General features: G+C 41.5%; 15 protein-coding genes. 3 read left to right on the top strand and 12 right to left on the bottom strand.

The annotated features are described in order from the left end of the window. Window positions 1-320: 320 nt before the first annotated feature. The 3 genes from KH109_RS00325 to KH109_RS00315 all read right to left on the bottom strand — a co-directional run bounded on the left by KH109_RS00325 (window position 321) and on the right by KH109_RS00315 (window position 2667). Window positions 321-956, bottom strand: a complete 636-nt coding sequence (locus tag KH109_RS00325; protein WP_295214492.1) for a DUF805 domain-containing protein — start codon at window positions 954-956, stop codon at window positions 321-323. 216 nt (window positions 957-1172) lie between these two features. Then, window positions 1173-1742: a DUF805 domain-containing protein gene (locus tag KH109_RS00320; protein WP_295214490.1), complete on the bottom strand. Its 570-nt coding sequence runs from the start codon at window positions 1740-1742 to the stop codon at window positions 1173-1175. Window position 1743: 1 nt separating this feature from the next. Next, window positions 1744-2667 (bottom strand): DUF805 domain-containing protein, encoded by a 924-nt coding sequence (locus KH109_RS00315; protein ID WP_295214488.1) that lies wholly within the window; start codon window positions 2665-2667, stop codon window positions 1744-1746. A gap of 166 nt (window positions 2668-2833) precedes the next feature. Here KH109_RS00315 and KH109_RS00310 point away from each other — a divergent pair, with 166 nt between their 5' ends. Further along, window positions 2834-3124, top strand: coding sequence for a hypothetical protein (locus tag KH109_RS00310; protein ID WP_295214485.1), 291 nt, complete (start codon window positions 2834-2836; stop codon window positions 3122-3124). A gap of 138 nt (window positions 3125-3262) precedes the next feature. Here the strand turns inward: KH109_RS00310 and trpA are convergent, their stop codons facing one another. From trpA to KH109_RS00280, 6 genes are all read right to left on the bottom strand, one after another. After that, the gene (gene trpA / locus KH109_RS00305) at window positions 3263-4054 is read right to left on the bottom strand and encodes a tryptophan synthase subunit alpha (protein WP_295214483.1); all 792 of its coding nucleotides are present in this window, start codon (window positions 4052-4054) and stop codon (window positions 3263-3265) included. Further along, on the bottom strand, window positions 4047-5240 hold the full coding sequence (gene trpB, locus KH109_RS00300) for a tryptophan synthase subunit beta (protein ID WP_105094572.1): 1194 nt from the start codon (window positions 5238-5240) through the stop codon (window positions 4047-4049). The genes trpA and trpB overlap by 8 nt, the downstream gene beginning before the upstream one ends. A 138-nt stretch (window positions 5241-5378) precedes the next feature. Next, window positions 5379-6905: an indole-3-glycerol phosphate synthase TrpC gene (gene trpC / locus KH109_RS00295; RefSeq protein WP_295214479.1), complete on the bottom strand. Its 1527-nt coding sequence runs from the start codon at window positions 6903-6905 to the stop codon at window positions 5379-5381. Between the two features lie 3 nt (window positions 6906-6908). After that, a complete protein-coding gene (gene trpD, locus KH109_RS00290; RefSeq protein ID WP_060925044.1) occupies window positions 6909-7919 on the bottom strand; it encodes an anthranilate phosphoribosyltransferase in 1011 nt (336 codons plus the stop codon). A 573-nt stretch (window positions 7920-8492) separates the two neighbouring features. Further along, complete coding sequence (locus tag KH109_RS00285; protein ID WP_295214475.1) at window positions 8493-9059, bottom strand: aminodeoxychorismate/anthranilate synthase component II; 567 nt, start codon at window positions 9057-9059, stop codon at window positions 8493-8495. Continuing rightward, complete coding sequence (locus tag KH109_RS00280; protein ID WP_295214472.1) at window positions 9059-10528, bottom strand: chorismate-binding protein; 1470 nt, start codon at window positions 10526-10528, stop codon at window positions 9059-9061. The genes KH109_RS00285 and KH109_RS00280 overlap by 1 nt, the downstream gene beginning before the upstream one ends. Before the next feature lie 589 nt (window positions 10529-11117). Here KH109_RS00280 and KH109_RS00275 point away from each other — a divergent pair. Beyond that, window positions 11118-13331: a sel1 repeat family protein gene (locus KH109_RS00275; RefSeq protein ID WP_295214469.1), complete on the top strand. Its 2214-nt coding sequence runs from the start codon at window positions 11118-11120 to the stop codon at window positions 13329-13331. A gap of 49 nt (window positions 13332-13380) precedes the next feature. Continuing rightward, window positions 13381-14559: an MFS transporter gene (locus KH109_RS00270; protein WP_295214466.1), complete on the top strand. Its 1179-nt coding sequence runs from the start codon at window positions 13381-13383 to the stop codon at window positions 14557-14559. A 184-nt stretch (window positions 14560-14743) separates the two neighbouring features. Here KH109_RS00270 and dcuC read toward each other — a convergent pair whose 3' ends face one another. The 3 genes from dcuC to KH109_RS00255 form a co-directional block, all read right to left on the bottom strand. Further along, window positions 14744-15997: a C4-dicarboxylate transporter DcuC gene (gene dcuC, locus KH109_RS00265; RefSeq protein WP_295214463.1), complete on the bottom strand. Its 1254-nt coding sequence runs from the start codon at window positions 15995-15997 to the stop codon at window positions 14744-14746. A gap of 156 nt (window positions 15998-16153) precedes the next feature. Then, window positions 16154-17398 carry a M20 family metallo-hydrolase gene (locus tag KH109_RS00260; RefSeq protein ID WP_295214461.1) on the bottom strand — a complete coding sequence of 415 codons (1245 nt, stop codon included), beginning with the start codon at window positions 17396-17398 and terminating at the stop codon, window positions 16154-16156. Between the two features lie 177 nt (window positions 17399-17575). Then, window positions 17576-18871 carry an amidohydrolase gene (locus KH109_RS00255; protein WP_295214459.1) on the bottom strand — a complete coding sequence of 432 codons (1296 nt, stop codon included), beginning with the start codon at window positions 18869-18871 and terminating at the stop codon, window positions 17576-17578. Between the last annotated feature and the right edge of the window lie 174 nt (window positions 18872-19045).

Raw genomic sequence — 19045 nt, 5'->3', positions numbered from 1 at the left:
CGAAATAACTAGGCTTCATTTTGTGAAAGCCACTTAGACATATAACGGTGTTCACCGGCAGGGTTCCTGCTTGCTCCAAAGTGATCCGCAAACCTCTAGATTTCCAAACCTTTCAGCCCATGAGTTTGGTCTCTACTAAATCCGTCTGAGACGTGCCGTCTTTTTCAACGCAATATTCATATAATAGATAATTATAGGGCTCTCGAGGGTAGATTGTCAAATATTTCATTACCTAATTTTACAAAGATTTTAAAGTCCTAATAACTAAAACAGCCTCTTGCACCATGCAAGAGGCTGTTATTGGTATATGTATTTTATTTTTACATCACACTAGTCATAAGCAATCGATCTACCAAGAACCATAGTACAAGGATAGCACATAGTAATCCTGCTGTAAGGCCTGTGGTAGGTGTAGCATCAATCAAACCGATTTCATGGGCCATTTGTTTTGTTAGAATTACGTGTCCTGTAGGCGAACCAAAGCGGTTATCATGGCTTTCACCAGGAAGAGCCATCAATACTAATAATAAAATCGTACCAATCACAGGAATAGCACCAACAAACACAAGCGCACCAGAACGGCCTTGATCGTGTAAGCGACGCACTGCAACGGCCACGCCAGGGATAACCATAACGACTGACATTAACACTAGAATAACTAGCCCGAAGCCTACGCCAACGGCACTTGAAAGTGGACTAATATAGCTAAGGAACGCACAGGTAAATAGAATAGCCACAAATAGCAATTGGTACATCAAGAAGAAGTTCCAATATTCACTCCGGCTGGCACGGCCTTCAAAGTCAGCATATTTATAAACAAAACATTGTTTAAAGTTTTCAATCATGCCTAGACTATATTTATCTAACGAAATCGGTGCTTTACGGATACGGCCACAGTTTGGACAGTACCGTTCATTTTTTAACACCTCGTGTCCACAATATGGACAAGGTCTCATAATAAACTCCTTCCATCCACAGCAGGAAACAGTGAAGCTCATAAAGTCCTGTTGCTCTAAACACATATAGTAACGTAGATATGTTGTAATCACCATATCTATATTTTTGAATTCATCTTGATTTCATTTTACTACAAAGTGTTATATTGTCTATAAAGGAGTTGTTAAACTTTTATAAAATAAAATAATAATTATGCTATTTAGTGTAGGTTAATACTATATGTAGCCATTGGCGTTAATGCCATACCATAATATATCACCGATAGTATCACCAAACACAATGGATTGAAGAATAAATATGGTAATACCCATAATCCAGTCTTGTCTACGAGACGGTGTCTCTTCAAGTCCAGTAGTCAGGCTCATTTCACGGGTAACGAAAACAAATCCGGTTCTTTCACCATAACCATTCTCTCCTTCATCGCCTCGTTTCAATTCATAGTTCAAGAATATAAAGAATCCTATAATAGGAATAAATGAAATTAGTTGAGTCCAGCCGCTGCGGCCAATATCATGCATACGACGCGCGGTAATCGCTAGATTGGGAATCACGAAAAATAGAGCGACCAACATCGTGATAGTATCAATAATTGACTCAAAATTAAAGAGGCCTACACCGTTACAAAGAACAGCTACTACTCCTAACGTTCCTTGAACCATCATCATTCCGGCCATGAATCTCCAATATTCGCAACGACTTGCACGGCCCTTAAAATTGGCGTAGTTTTTGATGCCTAACTTGAAAGCATCGGTATAGTTTAAATTATATACATTTACAGATGCCATACTAGTCCTCCTCAAACTCTTCAAAACCTACGATTTTCCAACCGTTACCCACACTATATAAACGTACTAACATAGATGGTCTTTTATCTACAAAGTCCACTCTATATCCGATATAATCCACAATTACATCATCATCAATATCTTGAGACACATAGTCTAATTGTATAGATTCCACAGCAGAACATTGTTCCTTTGCCTTAGCTTGTTGCCAAAGATCAAAGGTACCATATCGTTCCATTTCACGGCTGCTCAAATCACGATAGGCACTGTGATAATCCCCATTAGCCAACGCTTGGTAGTATTCTTTTACAACTAGATAGCCTTCTGTTGTGGCGGAATCACTACGTAACAATCGATTTGCTTTTTTGGTAAAAGCACCATGCCCTAAATTACCAAAGGCTGTTTCTTCTACCATATAGTTATGACCCATCATAGAGGTCCCTACACTGCTAGCAATCCAGCCCAAAACAAGGATAGCCGTGATAAAAACACCCGAAACAGACCGATTTTTGCTTATGTTAGATTCTACAGATATCTGTTCATTAGTTACGTTTACTTCTTGTGTTGGAGCCGACCGCTTACATAATAGGTAGAGCAAAACCAACCATCCTAAAATAGGAACAAAGACAAGAATCATCAATGTTGGATCATTATTGGAATCACGCAACCGTCTTGCTACTAGCATAATAGTCGGCAATGTTAATAATACCGTCAATGCAGTCAATACGCCGCCCCCTAAGGATATAGCATATAAAAATCCATAAGGAATGAAGGTAGCAAGACCTGCTATGAATATAACTAGACCGTATACAAAGGTCATAGCGCTTATGGTAAGCCAAAAATCGGCTGTCGTTGTTCGTCCTTTACCATTTGCATAGTTTTCTACTAGCTCGCGATAGAGGATTTCATATACTCTCTGTTTCATAAAACTCCTACTATATTTAGATATTATACAAACTTAGATAATCCTATTATACTATGCTTCATCAAGGCTCTCACTTCATTTTTACTTCATTAAATTTATCTATACTAATAATATATTTTTTACAACTAAAATTCGTGCAATTAAGTTTGTATGGGAGATAATAATTATGAACGCTAAATTGACTAAAGTAGTAGCTATGGCCAGCTTGGCAGCATTCTTAACAGTAGGCATTGGTGCTAATGTGGCGCAAGCTAAAGATTACCACTTCAAAATCGGTGAAAACCATCGCATGGAAAAAAACGATGATGGTACAGTAGACAGCAGTGCTCATCCATGGTTCAAAGCAGATCAAAAGAAACATAGAAAACATAGAATTTCTGAACGCGAAAAACATGACAAAAATGCAACTGCAAAACGCAGTGAACAACATCAACGTTCCGAATCTACAAACGGCTAATCATTCCCCTTTCATAACTGGTTATCCAGTCATATAACACATAACTAAACTAACTAACCTAAAAAGGACGTTATACACATGTATAACGTCCTTTTTAGTATGTATTGTATTATCTATTTTATTATGCGGTAGCTGTTATTATGCGTCAGCTTTTAGCACAGCTTGCTTCATAGATTGTACGTAGTCAAATAACGCTTGATCAGCATGTTCACCATGTTCTGCCACGATTTTAACGATAGCAGAGCCTACGATAGCACCGTCAGATACGCGAGCCATTGTTTCCGCTTGTTCTGGTTTGGAAATACCGAAACCTACAGCTACAGGGATATCTGTATATTTGCGAATCGTCTCAACAATGGATTTAATATCTGTCTTGATTTCGCTACGCATGCCTGTAACACCGAGGGAGGATACGCAATACACAAAGCCTTCTGCATCTTTTGCGATCATTTCGATGCGGTTTTCAGATGTTGGAGCAATTAGGGATACCACTTCAACACCGTGTTTATTAGCCACACTAGCAAGTTCCCATTTTTCTTCAAATGGCATATCAGGCACGATAACACCAGAAATGCCAACCTCTTCGCAGAGGGTAAAGAATTTTTCACGACCGAATACATAGATAGGATTCAAGTAGGTCATGAATACGAGTGGTACTGTCACCGCATCATCACCAGTACGCAAACGGCGTACCATGTCGAAGATATCGTGAATTTTTACACCTGTAGAAAGTGCACGTGTACTCGCTTCTTGGATAACTGGACCTTCCGCTGTTGGGTCGGAGAATGGAATACCAATTTCTACCATGTCGGCGCCGGCTTTCACCATGACGCGAATATAACGTTCTGTATTCTCGATGCCATGATCACCAGCGCTGATGAATGGGATGAATGCCTTACCCTTTGTGAAAGCGTCTTTAATTTTACTCATGAAGATCCACCCCTCTATATTTCGCCATAGCCGCTACGTCTTTGTCACCGCGACCAGATAAACAAATAATAATGATATCATCCTTGCTCATGGTTGGAGCAATTTTACGAGCATGTGCCACTGCATGAGCACTTTCAATAGCTGGAATAATACCTTCTAAACGAGATAAGTATTCGAATGCATCCACTGCTTCATCATCCGTTACAGGCACGTATTCAGCACGGCCACTATCGTGCAAGTACGCATGTTCAGGTCCGATGCCAGGGTAATCAAGGCCTGCAGAGATAGAATATACTGGAGCAATTTGACCGTCTTCGTCTTGGCAGAAGTAAGATTTCATGCCATGGAAGATACCAACAGAACCTTTTGCGATTGTTGCTGCATGTTCCTCTGTATCAACACCACGACCAGCGGCTTCACAACCGATGAGGCGAACCCCTTCATCAGGAATGAAGTGATAGAACATACCCATCGCATTGGAGCCACCGCCTACGCAAGCCATAACAGCTGTTGGCAATTTGCCTTCTGCTTCAAGGATTTGCTCACGCGCTTCGCGGCTGATGATAGATTGGAAATCACGAACGATCATCGGGAATGGATGCGCCCCCATAACAGAACCCAATACATAGTGTGTATCAGACATGCGGTTTGTCCATTCGCGCATCGCTTCAGATACAGCATCTTTTAATGTACTTGTACCAGTTGTTACAGGATGTACCTTAGCGCCCAATAATTCCATGCGGTATACGTTAAGTGCTTGACGTTCACAGTCCTCTGCACCCATGTATACTTCACATTCCATACCCATCAACGCAGCGATAGTAGCCGTTGCCACGCCGTGTTGACCAGCACCTGTTTCAGCAATAACGCGAGTTTTACCCATCCGTTTTGCCAATAACATTTGACCGATTACGTTATTCAATTTGTGAGAACCAGTATGGTTCAAATCTTCACGTTTTAAGTAGATTTTAGCGCCCCCAAGATCCTTTGTCATGCGTTCTGCATAATATAAAAGGGATGGACGACCTGTATATTTTTTATGTAAATCCTCAAGTTCGCGCACGAAATCAGGATCATCTTTGTACTTGTTGTATGCCTCTTCCAATTCGATGACTGCATTCATCAATGTTTCTGGCATAAATTGGCCACCGAAGGAGCCAAAATAACCATGTCTTTGTTCACTCATATAACTTACCTTTCCATATACCATTCCTACTAGCACGCCTGTATAGCGTTACTATTGGCATCTATCTCAACAATCGATGAATTCCATCAGATGTGTCTAAAATATTATTATATCTTAGATTTATGTATTTTTTGTGATTTAGTGAGCTATTGTTCTCACAATGTTGGTGAAAGCTTTAATTTTTTCATCGTCCTTCACGCCATCTGTTTCAATACCGCTACTAATATCTATACCGTAAGAGCGAACTGTGCGAATAGCACGCGCCACGTTAGTACTGTCGATACCACCTGCAAGCATAAATGGACGTTCAAACTCATCTAAGCAAGACCAGTCGAACACTTCGCCCGTACCACCTCGTTCATCCTTATGATACGCATCAAATAATAGCATATCCGCACTACTATCGATCCACGCCTCTGCATCTGCAGCGCTGCGGATTTGAACAGCCTTCCAAACCTCTACATCTATTTTCTCTTTGAGAGCTTGGATGAAAGCTTCATCTTCATCACCATGCAATTGCACCGCATCAAGATTGGCTTCTTTAGCAATTGTAACGAGGTTCTCTAATGTTTCATTTACAAAAACGCCTACCGTTTTAATAGCGTCAGAATTAGTATTTTCTTCAAAGATCTGCACGTTTTCTGATGCTTTAATCCCTACTGTTCCAGCTTGTACTGTATCATCATTGCATTGTGTTACATCTGTATCGTATCTATCTGCATATTGCTTATGTAGTTCTTCCACTAATGTTTTAGCTTGGGCTACAGTGACTTGTCGTTTACTTGGTGCAAATACAAGGCCCATGTAGTCTGGCTTTGCGTCTACAACAGCCGGAATTGTTTCTACTTTAGAGATGCCACACATCTTAATCTTAGGCGTATAGTATGTGGGGCCATAGAGATATGCCAACTTTTCAACCTTGTTAGGAGAACGCATAAAGGTTTCCCCCATCAAGGCTACACCGATATTGTTATCCCGCAACACTTGGATATCCTCTGGCGTTTCTAGACCGCTTTCAGATACAAAAATCACATCGTCTTGAACGAGATTGCGCAAGCGCACACTGTTTTGTACGTCTACGGTGAAGTCTTTTAAATTGCGGTTGTTAACGCCAATAATGCGGGCCCCACAATCAATGGCCATTTGTACCTCATGCTCGTCATGAGCCTCTACTAAGGAGGACAAGCCCAAAGAGTCGGCTAACTCACGGAACTTCGTCAATGTAGGCACATCGAGGCACGCACAGATTAATAGGATTGCACTCGCACCCCACACCTTCGCTTGGTAGATTTGGTATTCATCAATGATGAAGTCTTTGCGTAATACAGGGATTTTTACAGTACTAGCGATTTCTTGTAAATATTCTTTGTCCCCTTTAAAGAAGTCTGGCTCAGTCAATACAGAGATGGCTGCTGCCCCAGCTACTTCATATTCTTTGGCGATGTCTAAATACGGGAAATGCTCAGCGATAATCCCCTTTGAAGGGGACGCCTTCTTTACTTCGCAAATGAAGTTAAAGTCTTGCTGGCGAAGGGCTGCTTCAAAAGGAAATCCTGTATCGGATGGTAACGCTAAGGCCGCTGCTTTCACAGCCTCAGGCGTTTCCACCTCTTTTTCTTTGGCTACTCGAACTTTGGTAGCCTCTACAATCTTATCTAAAATCAATGGTTATACCTCTTGGGTTGCTTTCACAAACTGTTCCATTGTAGCAAGAGCCTTGCCAGAGTCGATCATGTTTTTCGCCTCTTCAATGCCCTCCGCCAATGTAAGGCCCTCTTTAGCAAGGTAAATCGCCATGCCTGCGTTAAGTAGAACTGCGGTCCGTTTGCCACCTTGTTCACCACCGAGAACACGGCGAGTAATCTCAGCATTTACCGTAGCGTCGCCACCTTCAAGCTCTGTTTTGTCTGCATAGTCAAACCCGTATTCCTTAGGATCGAATTCATAGCTTGTGAAAGCACCATTATTAATTTCGCACACGTACGTTTTATTGGTAGCCGTAATCTCATCAAGACCGTCGAAACCGTGTACTACAGCACCGCGTTTAACGCCAAGGTTAGCCAATACGCGAGCCAATGGTTCTACCAAAGATTTATCGTACACGCCCATCAACTCTACTGTAGCACCTGCTGGATTTGCCAAAGGACCAAGGATATTAAACACAGTACGAACGCCCAACGCTTTACGTACAGGGCCTGCATATTTCATAGCTTGGTGATATACAGGGGCAAACATAAAGCACATATTAGCTTTATTAAGAACTGCTTCGTTTTGTTCACCATTAAGCTCTAATTTAGCGCCTAATGCTTCGATCAAATCAGCAGCGCCACATTTACTGGATACACTGCGGTTACCATGTTTTGCTACAGGAATACCTGCGGCAGAAATGATAAAACCAGAAGTAGTAGAAATGTTGAACGTATTCGCTTCGTCGCCGCCAGTACCTACGATTTCCACAACAGTACCTTCATGAGGTACAGAACCTGCTTTCTCACGCATAACCTCAGCAAAGGCTGTAACCTCATCTACAGTAGGGCCCTTTGCCGCCAAAGCGCACAAGAAACCAGCCATAGGAACCTCGGCTACCTCGCCGCTCATAATCTTGTTCATTGTATCTTTTGCAAGATCGTAGGATAAATCTTGACCATGCGTTACTGCATATAATGCGTCTTTAATCATTTTATAGCTCCTTACTTGTTGTTCATTTTACTTCGCTTCAACGATAATAGGGCATATACCTGCCTTAATGCTACATGTGATTCACGTGGACCTATGCCCTCCACTGGCCGGGTCTGACTACGGCCTGCGGCCTTCGCAGGGCCAAAGTCGGGCCTAGAACCCCGTGAACTCACATAAACACTAGGACACTTAATCTTTTATATGCCCTACTCACTGTCACACGCACAATAAAATGAACAACAATTCAATATCTCTTAAATGATCCTGCGCATTATATGGAGTAATGCACAGGTCATTTCTTTATAAGAGGTGGGAAAATAGAACGGCGTAGCCGTTCTTTTCCCTTGTGATGATTCTCATATTTCTTTAGAAAATATAGTTATTGTTCTATATATGTATTGTAGAGGGGCTATTATAGGTGCTGCCAAGATTGAGTTGGCAGGAAATAAGGTCTTAAGGAACGACTTGGCGGCCCCACATAGTGGGGTGGTGGCCACTTGGAGTTCCGAGAGACCTTATTTCCGCTCTATCGTTCTAAGGCTTATAAATAGCCCATCGAATACACAACAGTGATTATTTTTCTAAGAAATTGCGAATCATTTGTTCCCCGTTCGGCGTCATGATGGATTCTGGATGGAATTGCACGCCATAGATTGGGTAGTCTTTGTGTTCTACGCTCATTACTTCACCGTCGTCGGTAATGGATGTAATGATGAGTTCGCTTGGCATGGTTTCGTCAATGATCGCCAAGGAGTGGTAGCGTGCTACTTCGAATTGTTCAGGTACGCCTTTTAGGATTTTGGATGGGTGTACTTGTTTGGCTATGCTTTGTTTGCCGTGCATAACTTGTTTAGCATAGGAAACGGTGCCGCCGAATACTTCGCCGATAGCTTGGTGACCGAGGCATACGCCAAGGATTGGGAATTCCCCTTTGCATTCGCGCAATAGGTCTTCATATACACCCGCATCAGCTGGTCTACCAGGTCCTGGTGAAAGTATCACATAGTCTGGTTTCAACGCGCGGATTTCTTCAACTGTTAATTCATCGCTGCGGATGACTTTAATATCTGGATCGATAGAGCCTACTAATTGGTATAAATTGAAGGAGAAGCTATCGTAATTATCTATAAGGAGTACCATTATTCTACCTCCTGTGCATCTGTAATTGCGGAAATCATGGATTGGCCTTTGATCAAGGTTTCGTTATATTCACTAGCAGGAACACTATCACGAACGATACCTGCACCAGCGCGAACATAGACCTTACCGCCTTTATTCATAGCCATACGGATGCCGATACATACGTCCATGTTACCAGAGAAGTCGATGTAACCTACAGCGCCACCGTATACACCGCGTGGGCTTTTTTCTAGTTCGTGTAAGATTTCAATAGCGCGAATTTTAGGAGCCCCGGACAATGTGCCAGCTGGCAATGTAGCACCGATAGCATCGAGGGCATCTTTGCCATCTTGAATGTCGCCGCTTACAGTAGATGTAATATGAATTACGTGAGAGAAACGTTGCAACATATGTAACGCCTCTACTTGTACGGAACCGAATTTAGCAATTTTACCTAAATCGTTACGACCAAGGTCAACGAGCATGTTATGTTCAGCCAACTCTTTCTCATCGTTAATGAGTTTTTCCTCTATGGCAAGGTCCTCTGCTTCCGTTTTGCCGCGGCGCATAGTACCTGCAATTGGGAAGGTGTACATTTTACCATCCGTCAATTTTACCAATGTTTCTGGAGAAGCACCTGTAAGCTCTACATCGCCACCAGATAGGTAGAACATGTATGGAGATGGGTTCAACGTACGCAATACGCGGTATGCATTTAACAAGCTACCATCGAACTCAGCTTCGCGGCGGTTAGATACAACACATTGGAAGATATCCCCTTCCTTGATGTAATGTTGTGTCTTTTTAACAACTGCTTCGAACTCGTCCTTTGTAAACTCAGAGGTAAACTCTGTTTTAAGGATGCCTTTTGGAACATCTGCCTCTTTGCCGTTTACAACGAGATCAGCTAATGCTTTCAACTCAAGCTCAGCCTTGTTGTAGTTGCGTTCCAAATCGTTTGTGCTGATGTTAGCAATCAAGTAGATTTTGTTTTTGTAATGGTCGAATGCGATAACCTTATCGAAGAGCATAAGGTCAACATCGTTGACCATAGCAGAGTCGTCATCTGGTGTTGGGAAGTCCAATGTTGGCTCGATATAGCGAATATATTCGCAAGCAAAGTACCCTACAAAGCCACCTGTGAAGGTTGGCAACTCTTCTAAGCGAGGACTTTTATATTGGCTCAAAATATTGCGAATCTCTGCAGCAGGATCAGAACATTCAAAGGTACGCGTTGTACCGTCTTTGATGGTCATTTGATGGTTTTTGCAGAAGAGCTCAATCTTAGGGTCATAACCCAAGAAGGAGTAACGGCCCCAATGATTACTATTATCCGCACTTTCAAGCAAGTACGTATGACTGCTCACTTGTTTTAATGCTTTCAACACACTAATCGGTGTGCGTACGTCGGATAAAATTTCCATATATACAGGCACGATATCGTAGCCCGGTGCGATAGCTTTCACACGGTCAAGACTAGGAAAAATCATGAGAACCTCCATCTGGCGTTGGCCAATAAAAAAACTCGCCCATGACAATATAACGTCAAGGACGAGTCTATAGTTCTATTTTTACAAGAGTATTAAAAATACTTGTATTATGCTATAAATCGCGGTACCACCTTGTTTGAATGCAACGCATTCCTCTTTCGCAGGATACTAACATATCCCTCACGACTAACGCTCGTGTGACGTCGCACCATACTAGGAATGAAATTCATTCTGTTCCATGCGCCCTCGGTGGTCCATTTAATAAGCTGCGTACTACGGGTTCTCAGCTAATCCCGCTCTCTGTGAGTGCATTTCCTATTTTTATCTCCACCTCATCGGTTTCTTTTAGGCGAGTATAAAATTATAATCTGATTATAATGTTTCTATAGAATGAAAGTCAAGAAAAATCTCAACTTTCACCTTATCCTTACATTCATTCATCATCTGATATCCATATATAATCCAAATACTGATTTCCCTAGTCCCCTCCAAATTCAGAATATTTATATTGTGTTCCTCTAAATACTAATAGTATACTGAAACTACATATGTTATCAGGTTTTACTGATTATTATGCGGAGGAGAGAGCATGAGTTTTTATTTCACTGATCAAATACAGCAGTCTTTCAATAAAATATTCCACCAGTGTAATAAAGATATAGCTTGGGCGGGCAAGGCTGAGCTTGATGCCCTTGTGAAACTTGACGAGGAAGGCCAAAAAATTCCAGGTATTGGCGATGTGTACGCTATTTTAGCGCGCGTCTATTCCGGCCCTCAGTTCACCTGGATTGAAGCAGGCTTTCCTGAGGATGACACAAAGGCATATAGTTATTTACATACGGCTATTCGCAAAGGCAGTGCCATCGCTATTTTACAGGCTATGCGTGCCTCAGGTGCCCTTACACCAACTATTGAAAAAGAGTTGCCTATGACAAAGGACCAAGCATTCCAGCGCGTCTATGAGGGTGCCCAAAAGGGTTGTTCTTACTGCGCCTACGCCATTGCCAATGTATTCCAATGGGGAGATTACCGCCTCTTGCCATCTGCACAAAAGATAGTTAATGAAGGTGAACCATCTGGTGTTGTCCATTTTTTAAAATCTTTATTTGTACAAGTAGATCAACGTAGATTGGACCCGAAAATAACATCTATAGCACAGCAATGGTTGCATAAATCCGCAGCGGCAGGCCTTGTCATTGCGTACCGTAACCTGCGCCTTATCTATGCCGAGCAAAATAATAGGGCAATGGAAGAACAAGTTATTTTTGAAGGGGCTGCAGCAGGTTTACCACTCATGATGTATTTAGCTGGCGATATTTGTAAGTCTCGTGGAGAGCATGAACGAGCACTCGAATATTTTGAGCGTGGCGCAGCCATGAATAATGGCATGTGTTTGCGTGAAGCTGCCGAGTACTATGCAAAACCATGTGAGTCTAACAAAAGAATCTCTCAGGATATTCAAAAGGCCCTCAAATACTACGAGCGTGCTGCTATAAGCCCAGATTATTTAGACTTTAACGACCACGCTTACGTTACAATGCAAGCCATCATTCTTCGCACATTAAATATCGATGGTCAGTCCCAAGACTGGTCTCGCATCGCTCACTTATTACAACAACCAGCGATTTACACGCTCGATGCTATTTGGCCGTATCTCGCTTATGTATTTACTTTCAAAAAAGGTAATACCCCTGCTATAAGAACCGCCATAGAGTGCGTCAATCAGGCTAGCAAATGTTTCGATAGATACGGTAGTTATGACTATGCAGACCATCTATGGCAACTGGCCGCCGGCTATTGCTACGAAATTGGTGCCATTACAAAAGGACCTGATTTAGACCAAGCCGTTACGTTTTACGAGCATGCTCGTGAAAGCATCAGACGTCTCAACACAAGAAACGATAATTGGTTAGGTACTGGTGAGCCGCTAGTAATTCCTGACGAAGCATCTGAGCGATTAGAGGCCTTTGAACTCATTGATGGACATTATCAGTACAAAGAAGGCATACAACAATCTTCTACAACATGTAATCCTATGCCACCTGCATGGCCTCAAAACTCTGTTGATGTATTAGAAATCTTTGAGGACTCTACTACTGGTTGGCGTACCAATAAATACGACTGGGCATTCATCGAGCGCGAATGGGATACACAAAAATATCTCAGCTTTATCATCTATGATAACCGCCAATCTATAGAGAACGTAATTTACGATGTGTACAGCATCGTTATGTTCCACAATGAAGACAAAAACTCTTGTACTATCTATCTATACGGCTACATTGAGGATACTAGCAGACAGGATGAAAACGTGGATCCTAGGGTATATGAAATGAGATACTTTAAAGAAATGTCCATTCCTGAAGGTCTCGCTTTAATTAAAAACTTCTATGATAATGCTACATTGCCTGTTATTGATGAAAGCTGGGAAAGACAGTACAAAAATACTACGCCTCCACGAGAATATGTATTAACTTGTGACAACGATATCTTCTACCTCAATCAATATGAATATCCAAACCAAATGATTAAGGATGCCTTAGAAGGCGTAGCGAATGGCAAGTATAATATTATTGAGGTTCGCCCTTCTAGCCTTGATGAGCAATGTATTAGCTATTACATCGAGCGCGGAAAAGGTAAAAACTTACGTATTCGACTCTATGCCACTGTAGATGAAGGCAACGTATATGGCTTTGAACGAGAGTCTTGCAACTTAACCTCCATCAACTACTGGATTCAGGAATCTATAACTAGCAATAAGCTTCCTGACTTAAGTGATTGGGATGAAATTAAAAAGAAATAAGGATATTATTTTATTAAGAACATACTAAAACTAAGAAAGGCGGGATACTTTGGAAACATGGAAACGAACAGTGTACATCAGTTTAGTCTGTGTATTCTGTACAGCCTTTGGTGTAAGCCAGTTAGCTCCAATTCTGCCTTTATACTTTCATGATTTAGGCGTACAAACTCCAGAAGCTATGTCCTTATGGTCTGGGTTAGCCACTGGCGCAACCTATATAATCGTTTGCTTAGCAGCACCATTTTGGGGGCGTGTTGCGGACAAAAAAGGTCGTAAAATTACATTAATACGATCTAGCTTTGGCATGGCATTATGTAATATATTGATTGCTTTTCAAACTACACCTGAAGGGGTTGTTTTAATCCGGCTCGTCCAAGGTCTAGTAAGTGGCTTTTACTCGGCATCAATTACATTAATAGCTTCAGAATCACCTATTGAGCGGACAGGTTGGGCCTTAGGATTATTAGCATCTGCTAATCTTGCTGGTTCACTAATAGGACCTTTATTGGGTGGATATATTGCTGATACAGTAGGCATTCGCAATGACTTCATCATCGTCGGTGCACTCATGGGTTTAGCTGGTGTACTGGCTACTATATTCATCCATGAGAATTATGTACCACAACCGAATCCTGAAAAACTTTCCATCTGTAAGTTGAAAGAGCAAATACCGGAATTTAATAGTATTGTCGCATTATGTGTAGCGTCCTTTATCTATGCAATATGCATCATGTCCTTACAACCTGTTATCTCTGTATATATTAAGGGAATCGTTCCTAGTGATACGGAAAATCTAGCATTTATTGCAGGCGCTGTATTCTCCGCTATGGGTATTGCTCAACTTATGAGTAGTTCTCCACTAGGTAAATTAGTCGACAAGATTGGGCCACGGAAAGTATTAGTAGTATCTCTTATTTATGTAGGGATTCTAAATATCCCTCAAGCCTATGTTTCTGATGTATATCAACTGGCAATCATCAGGTTCCTACAAGGTTTTGGTTTAGGTGGCATGTTTCCTGCCTTAAACACTTACCTCTCTTCAAAAACGCCTCGTGAATTTACAGGACAAGTATTCTCCTACAATCAATCTTGTCTATTCTTTGGCTACTTCTTAGGATCCGTCGGTGGTGCTAGCCTTATGGCATGGCTAGGCTTTACTGCCCTATTCTGGGTTAGTGGTGGCTTATTTATTATTTCTGCTCTCTGGATTGGTTTCAAACTTAAATAATACAAAGATATATAAAAAGAACCCTATCATGATTGAACTGCACCTCCAAAAATTGGGCACAATTTTTGGAGATGCAGTTTTTTATGTCATAATAGGGTTCTTTTATTATGTATTCTAAAGTTTAACGTCTTTAATATACCTGTGATTTATGAATTTATAGTTTTACAGCTACATTTTAATCTAATCATAGTAACAAAAGCATAATCACTACTGTAGCAACAATACAAGGTACCGCATTCCGCTTTGCCATTTCCATAGGGTTAATACCTGCAAGGCCAGCAATGATGATACCTGCACCTGCTACGGGACTCATACTACGACCGATGCCAGCACCCAATTGGGCCATGGAGCCGAGTTGCATGATGCCATAGCCAAAGTCTGCCGCATGCGGTGTTACAGCTCCGTTAAATGCAAGGGCTGCTGCATTACCAGAACCAGAGATAACAGCTAATAAGAATGGACCAAAGGCTGCACCGATTTGAGCGATTTGTTGAGAGTTCTTCATACCATCAATGAGTGCACTTGTAAGGCCGATATATTGCATACCTGCTGTAAAGGCTGCCGCCGCAGCCATAAGACCCACAACATCACACATGCCATCGCCAGTACCGCGGAAGAATTTCTTAACTGCTTCCGTTACATTAGGACGTACGGCAATAATACCGATAGCTGTACCAATGAGCATAGATACAGGAACAGAAATTTCTGGAATCACTGCTACTTGTTTACTACCGAGTACGAGTAATACAAGCGGAATGATTGGGATGATAGCATATAAATAATTTACTTTAAATTCTTTGCCTTCTTCCGCGTTAGCATCTTTTAATACATATCCTGTATGTTCCTTTTTAACAATAGCTACGATATTGAGCAAGATAGCTGCTACGACAATGCCAATAATGGCTTGCATAGAGAAGCTCGCGATAACGGTCATTACATCTTCACCTGCGAGTTGTGCTACTTGAGGGTTAAACATAAGACCAGGACTCAATGCACTACCCCAAGTCCCTAAGAAAATAGCAGAGCCTGCCATCGCTGGATGTACACCAGAACGAATAAGTGCAGGAATTAATAGAGCACCTACTGCAGCTGCACAGCCTGCCGCTGTAGGCAACGCAATGTTGATCAAGAACGTAATAATAACAGCACCAGGGATGATGATTTTAGTCATCTTTTTAAGGCCTGCAGAGATGAAATATACCATGTGCTCTGTACATTTTGTATATTCCATAACATAACTAAAACCAAGCACTGTACAAATGGTTGGTACAAGACCTGGATTTGTAAGTTCTTTTACAAAGGCTGTCGTACCAGCACCAATCTGTCCACCAATAAAGCACATTAACAAGCCCGATAATAACAACACAAGCCGTGTTTCAAACTGCTTAATAATGGCAATAAACGTCGCCACAACAATAACAATACCAGCAATAACCATAATCTCTCCAATCCATGTATTCCCTACCAATCGCAAGTATCCTCTGCCATTCTATTACGGAATACATCCTTCTAACCACGTAAAATATGATATCTTAGCTAGTTAACACAAATCTAACTAAATTATATCCACCTCAAATATTCCACAATACTCAACCTAGTTAAGTTTAGTACTTTCTAAGCTAAGCTTTCTTAGCACCGTGTCTAATATCTTAGCTCCCGTAACGATGTCATCCATATCTGCAAATTCAGCCGGATTATGGCTAATACCTTCGCGGCATGGGATAAAAATCATTCCTGTAGGAACATCATCAGCCCAATGCATGGCATCATGACCAGCACCGCTTGGCATAGTCATATAGTCTACGCCTACAGACTGAACAGCCTCTTCAATTTCGCGAATCATTGCTGAATGCATCGCCACCGGATAATCTTGTGCAACAGGCTCAATCGTATAGGATAAGCCTCGTTTCTCTGCAATAACATCAATAAATTCCTTAATGAGGGTAACTACAGAATCTCGGGCCACCTTAGAAATACTGCGAATATCTACGCCCAGTTTAACGGCCCCAGGAATAACGTTCATCGCTCCTGGCACAACCTCTACTACACCGACTGTACCCACCACTGGAGGCTCCTCTTGCATAGATGCAATCTCCTCAATACCGAGTATGATTTTAGAAGCCCCACAGAGTGCATCATGACGCAAGTTCATTGGTGTGGCCCCACTATGATCCGCATTACCACGAATGGTTACATAGAACCGTTCTGGTGCAGCAATCCCTGTTACAATGCCGATGGGTTTAGCTTCGTGCTCTAACACCTTACCTTGTTCAATATGAATTTCTGTGAAAGACTTTACAGGTCTCTTATATTCCATATGCTCAATAGCATCTGGATTTAAATTACGCTCTTTTAATGCGTCATACAAGGAAATGCCTTGTTTATCTACTAAGCGATGTAAATCTTGCAATGTCAATTCACCGCGCATAGCTTTACTGCCTAATGTGGCTGCTCCAAAGCGGCTAGACTCTTCACACATAAAGTCTACTACTGCAATGGTATGGTCATGTTCAAAACCATCATCAGTCATACTGCGAACCGCTTCGATAGCAGATAATACACCTACAACACCATCATAATTGCCCCCATTAGGCACGCTGTCCGTATGAGAGCCAACCATGACAATCGGTAAGTCAGGATTCTTACCAACCTTATAGCCTATAACATTCCCGAACTCATCAGTTTCCACTGTGAGTCCCGCATCAGTCATGCGGTCAATAATATATTGGCGCCCCTTCCAATCTGCATCGGTGAAAGCTAGACGATTTATACCTTCACCAGGTGCACTCAACTGTGCCATAGAATCAAAGTCCTTAGCTAAACGCTCTCGTTGGATCATATAACACCTCACAATCTAATCCCCATATTACATCTAACTTATAGCCCACTATACATATTTCTATGCATCTATCTATATAGTTATGCATCTATATAGTTATGCATCTATATAGTTATGCATCTATAGTTTGGATATATAGTTTGGATATATACATCGCAATATCTCAATCAATATAGCCTATTTTAAATAGTGCGTAGCAATTGTACCTAATGCAACAATGCCGTTTAACATATCTTCTTCATCGATATCGAATAATGGATTATGATGAGGTGCTTTAATAGCTGAGCCCAATACCATATAGGTTGCTCGACCACCACGATCAATAACACGGTTTAAGAAATACGCACAGTCTTCACTACCGCCACCGCTATAATCAAATGGTACCTCTTTAAAGATACCTAATGGTTCAATGATAGATTGTACTTCGCGAGCTAAATCATCGCTAATACGACCTGCAGGAGTTTCACCTTGTTTTGTAATTTCAAAGGTACAATCATGCATTTCTGCGGCACCTTTAATAATGGTCTTAGTGCGTTCAATCATATAATCATTGATCTCTGTAGTAGCACCACGAGTTTCTAATTTAAGTGTTGCTACATCAGGAGTAACATTGCGACCTGTACCACTTTCAAAAACACCTACATTGATGCGGGATGCACCCCCACTATGGCGAGCAATGGCTTGTAAGTTAATAACAGCTGTACAGCCTGCAAGCATGGCATTTTGAGCCTTTTCTGGAGAACCACCTGCATGGGAAGAATAGCCATGGAATACAGCATCAAGTTTTGTAGTCGCTAAAAAGCCATGATCACTACAAGCAAAGCAATTAGATAACTGTTCATTAAATCCGATATGCATGCCGAACATCAAGTCTACATCATCTACTACGCCAGCCTTTACCATCGCTTTAGCACCACGTACGCCTTCCTCTGCTGGTTGGAAGATCAGTTTAATAGTACCCTTCAAGCCTTCCTTATGTGTAGCAATATATTCAGCAAGACCAAGGCCCATTGTCATATGTGTATCATGACCACAAGCATGCATAGCCTTCTCATGACGGGAACGGAAACCATTCTTAGCAGGAGTATGGTTAGATGCTTTAGATTCGATTACATCATTGGAATCCATATCTGCACGGAACGCTACTACAGGACCATCATCACTAAACTTCATAGTTGCCACAATAGCTGTTTTACCATAGCCCATCTTCTCTACTAGTTCAGGATCAGCACCTTCATCCATAGCACGAGCCATTGCTGCTTTCATAACATCCTCGCTAGGCAAGCCCATACGAGAATCTAAATCAAGCACTTCTGCACCGAGTGACACATCATAACCCAAAGCAATTAGCTTTTCAGCTACTTTAGCGGCAGAACGATATTCGAGCCAAGCTGGCTCTGGATACATATGAAAATCACGACGTAAAGCAATAAAATCATCGCGGCGTTGTTGTACGAAATCTTTTACAGACATACTTACCTCCTAAAATACAATAGATACCTATACTTCAACTAAATAAAGAGCTACACAAATAGCTAATTAAATAGTCAACCAATAAGATTATGTATACAGAATTATAAATTTCTATATACATCAATAATAATTCTTGTATTTATTATAACTTATATTGATATTTTTAGAAATAAA

This window comes from Veillonella sp. (assembly GCF_018381775.1).
Taxonomy (GTDB): Bacteria; Bacillota; Negativicutes; order Veillonellales; family Veillonellaceae; genus Veillonella.
The sequence above is the reverse complement of the archived record's forward strand: the minus strand, read 5'-3'. Positions and strand labels throughout refer to the sequence as shown.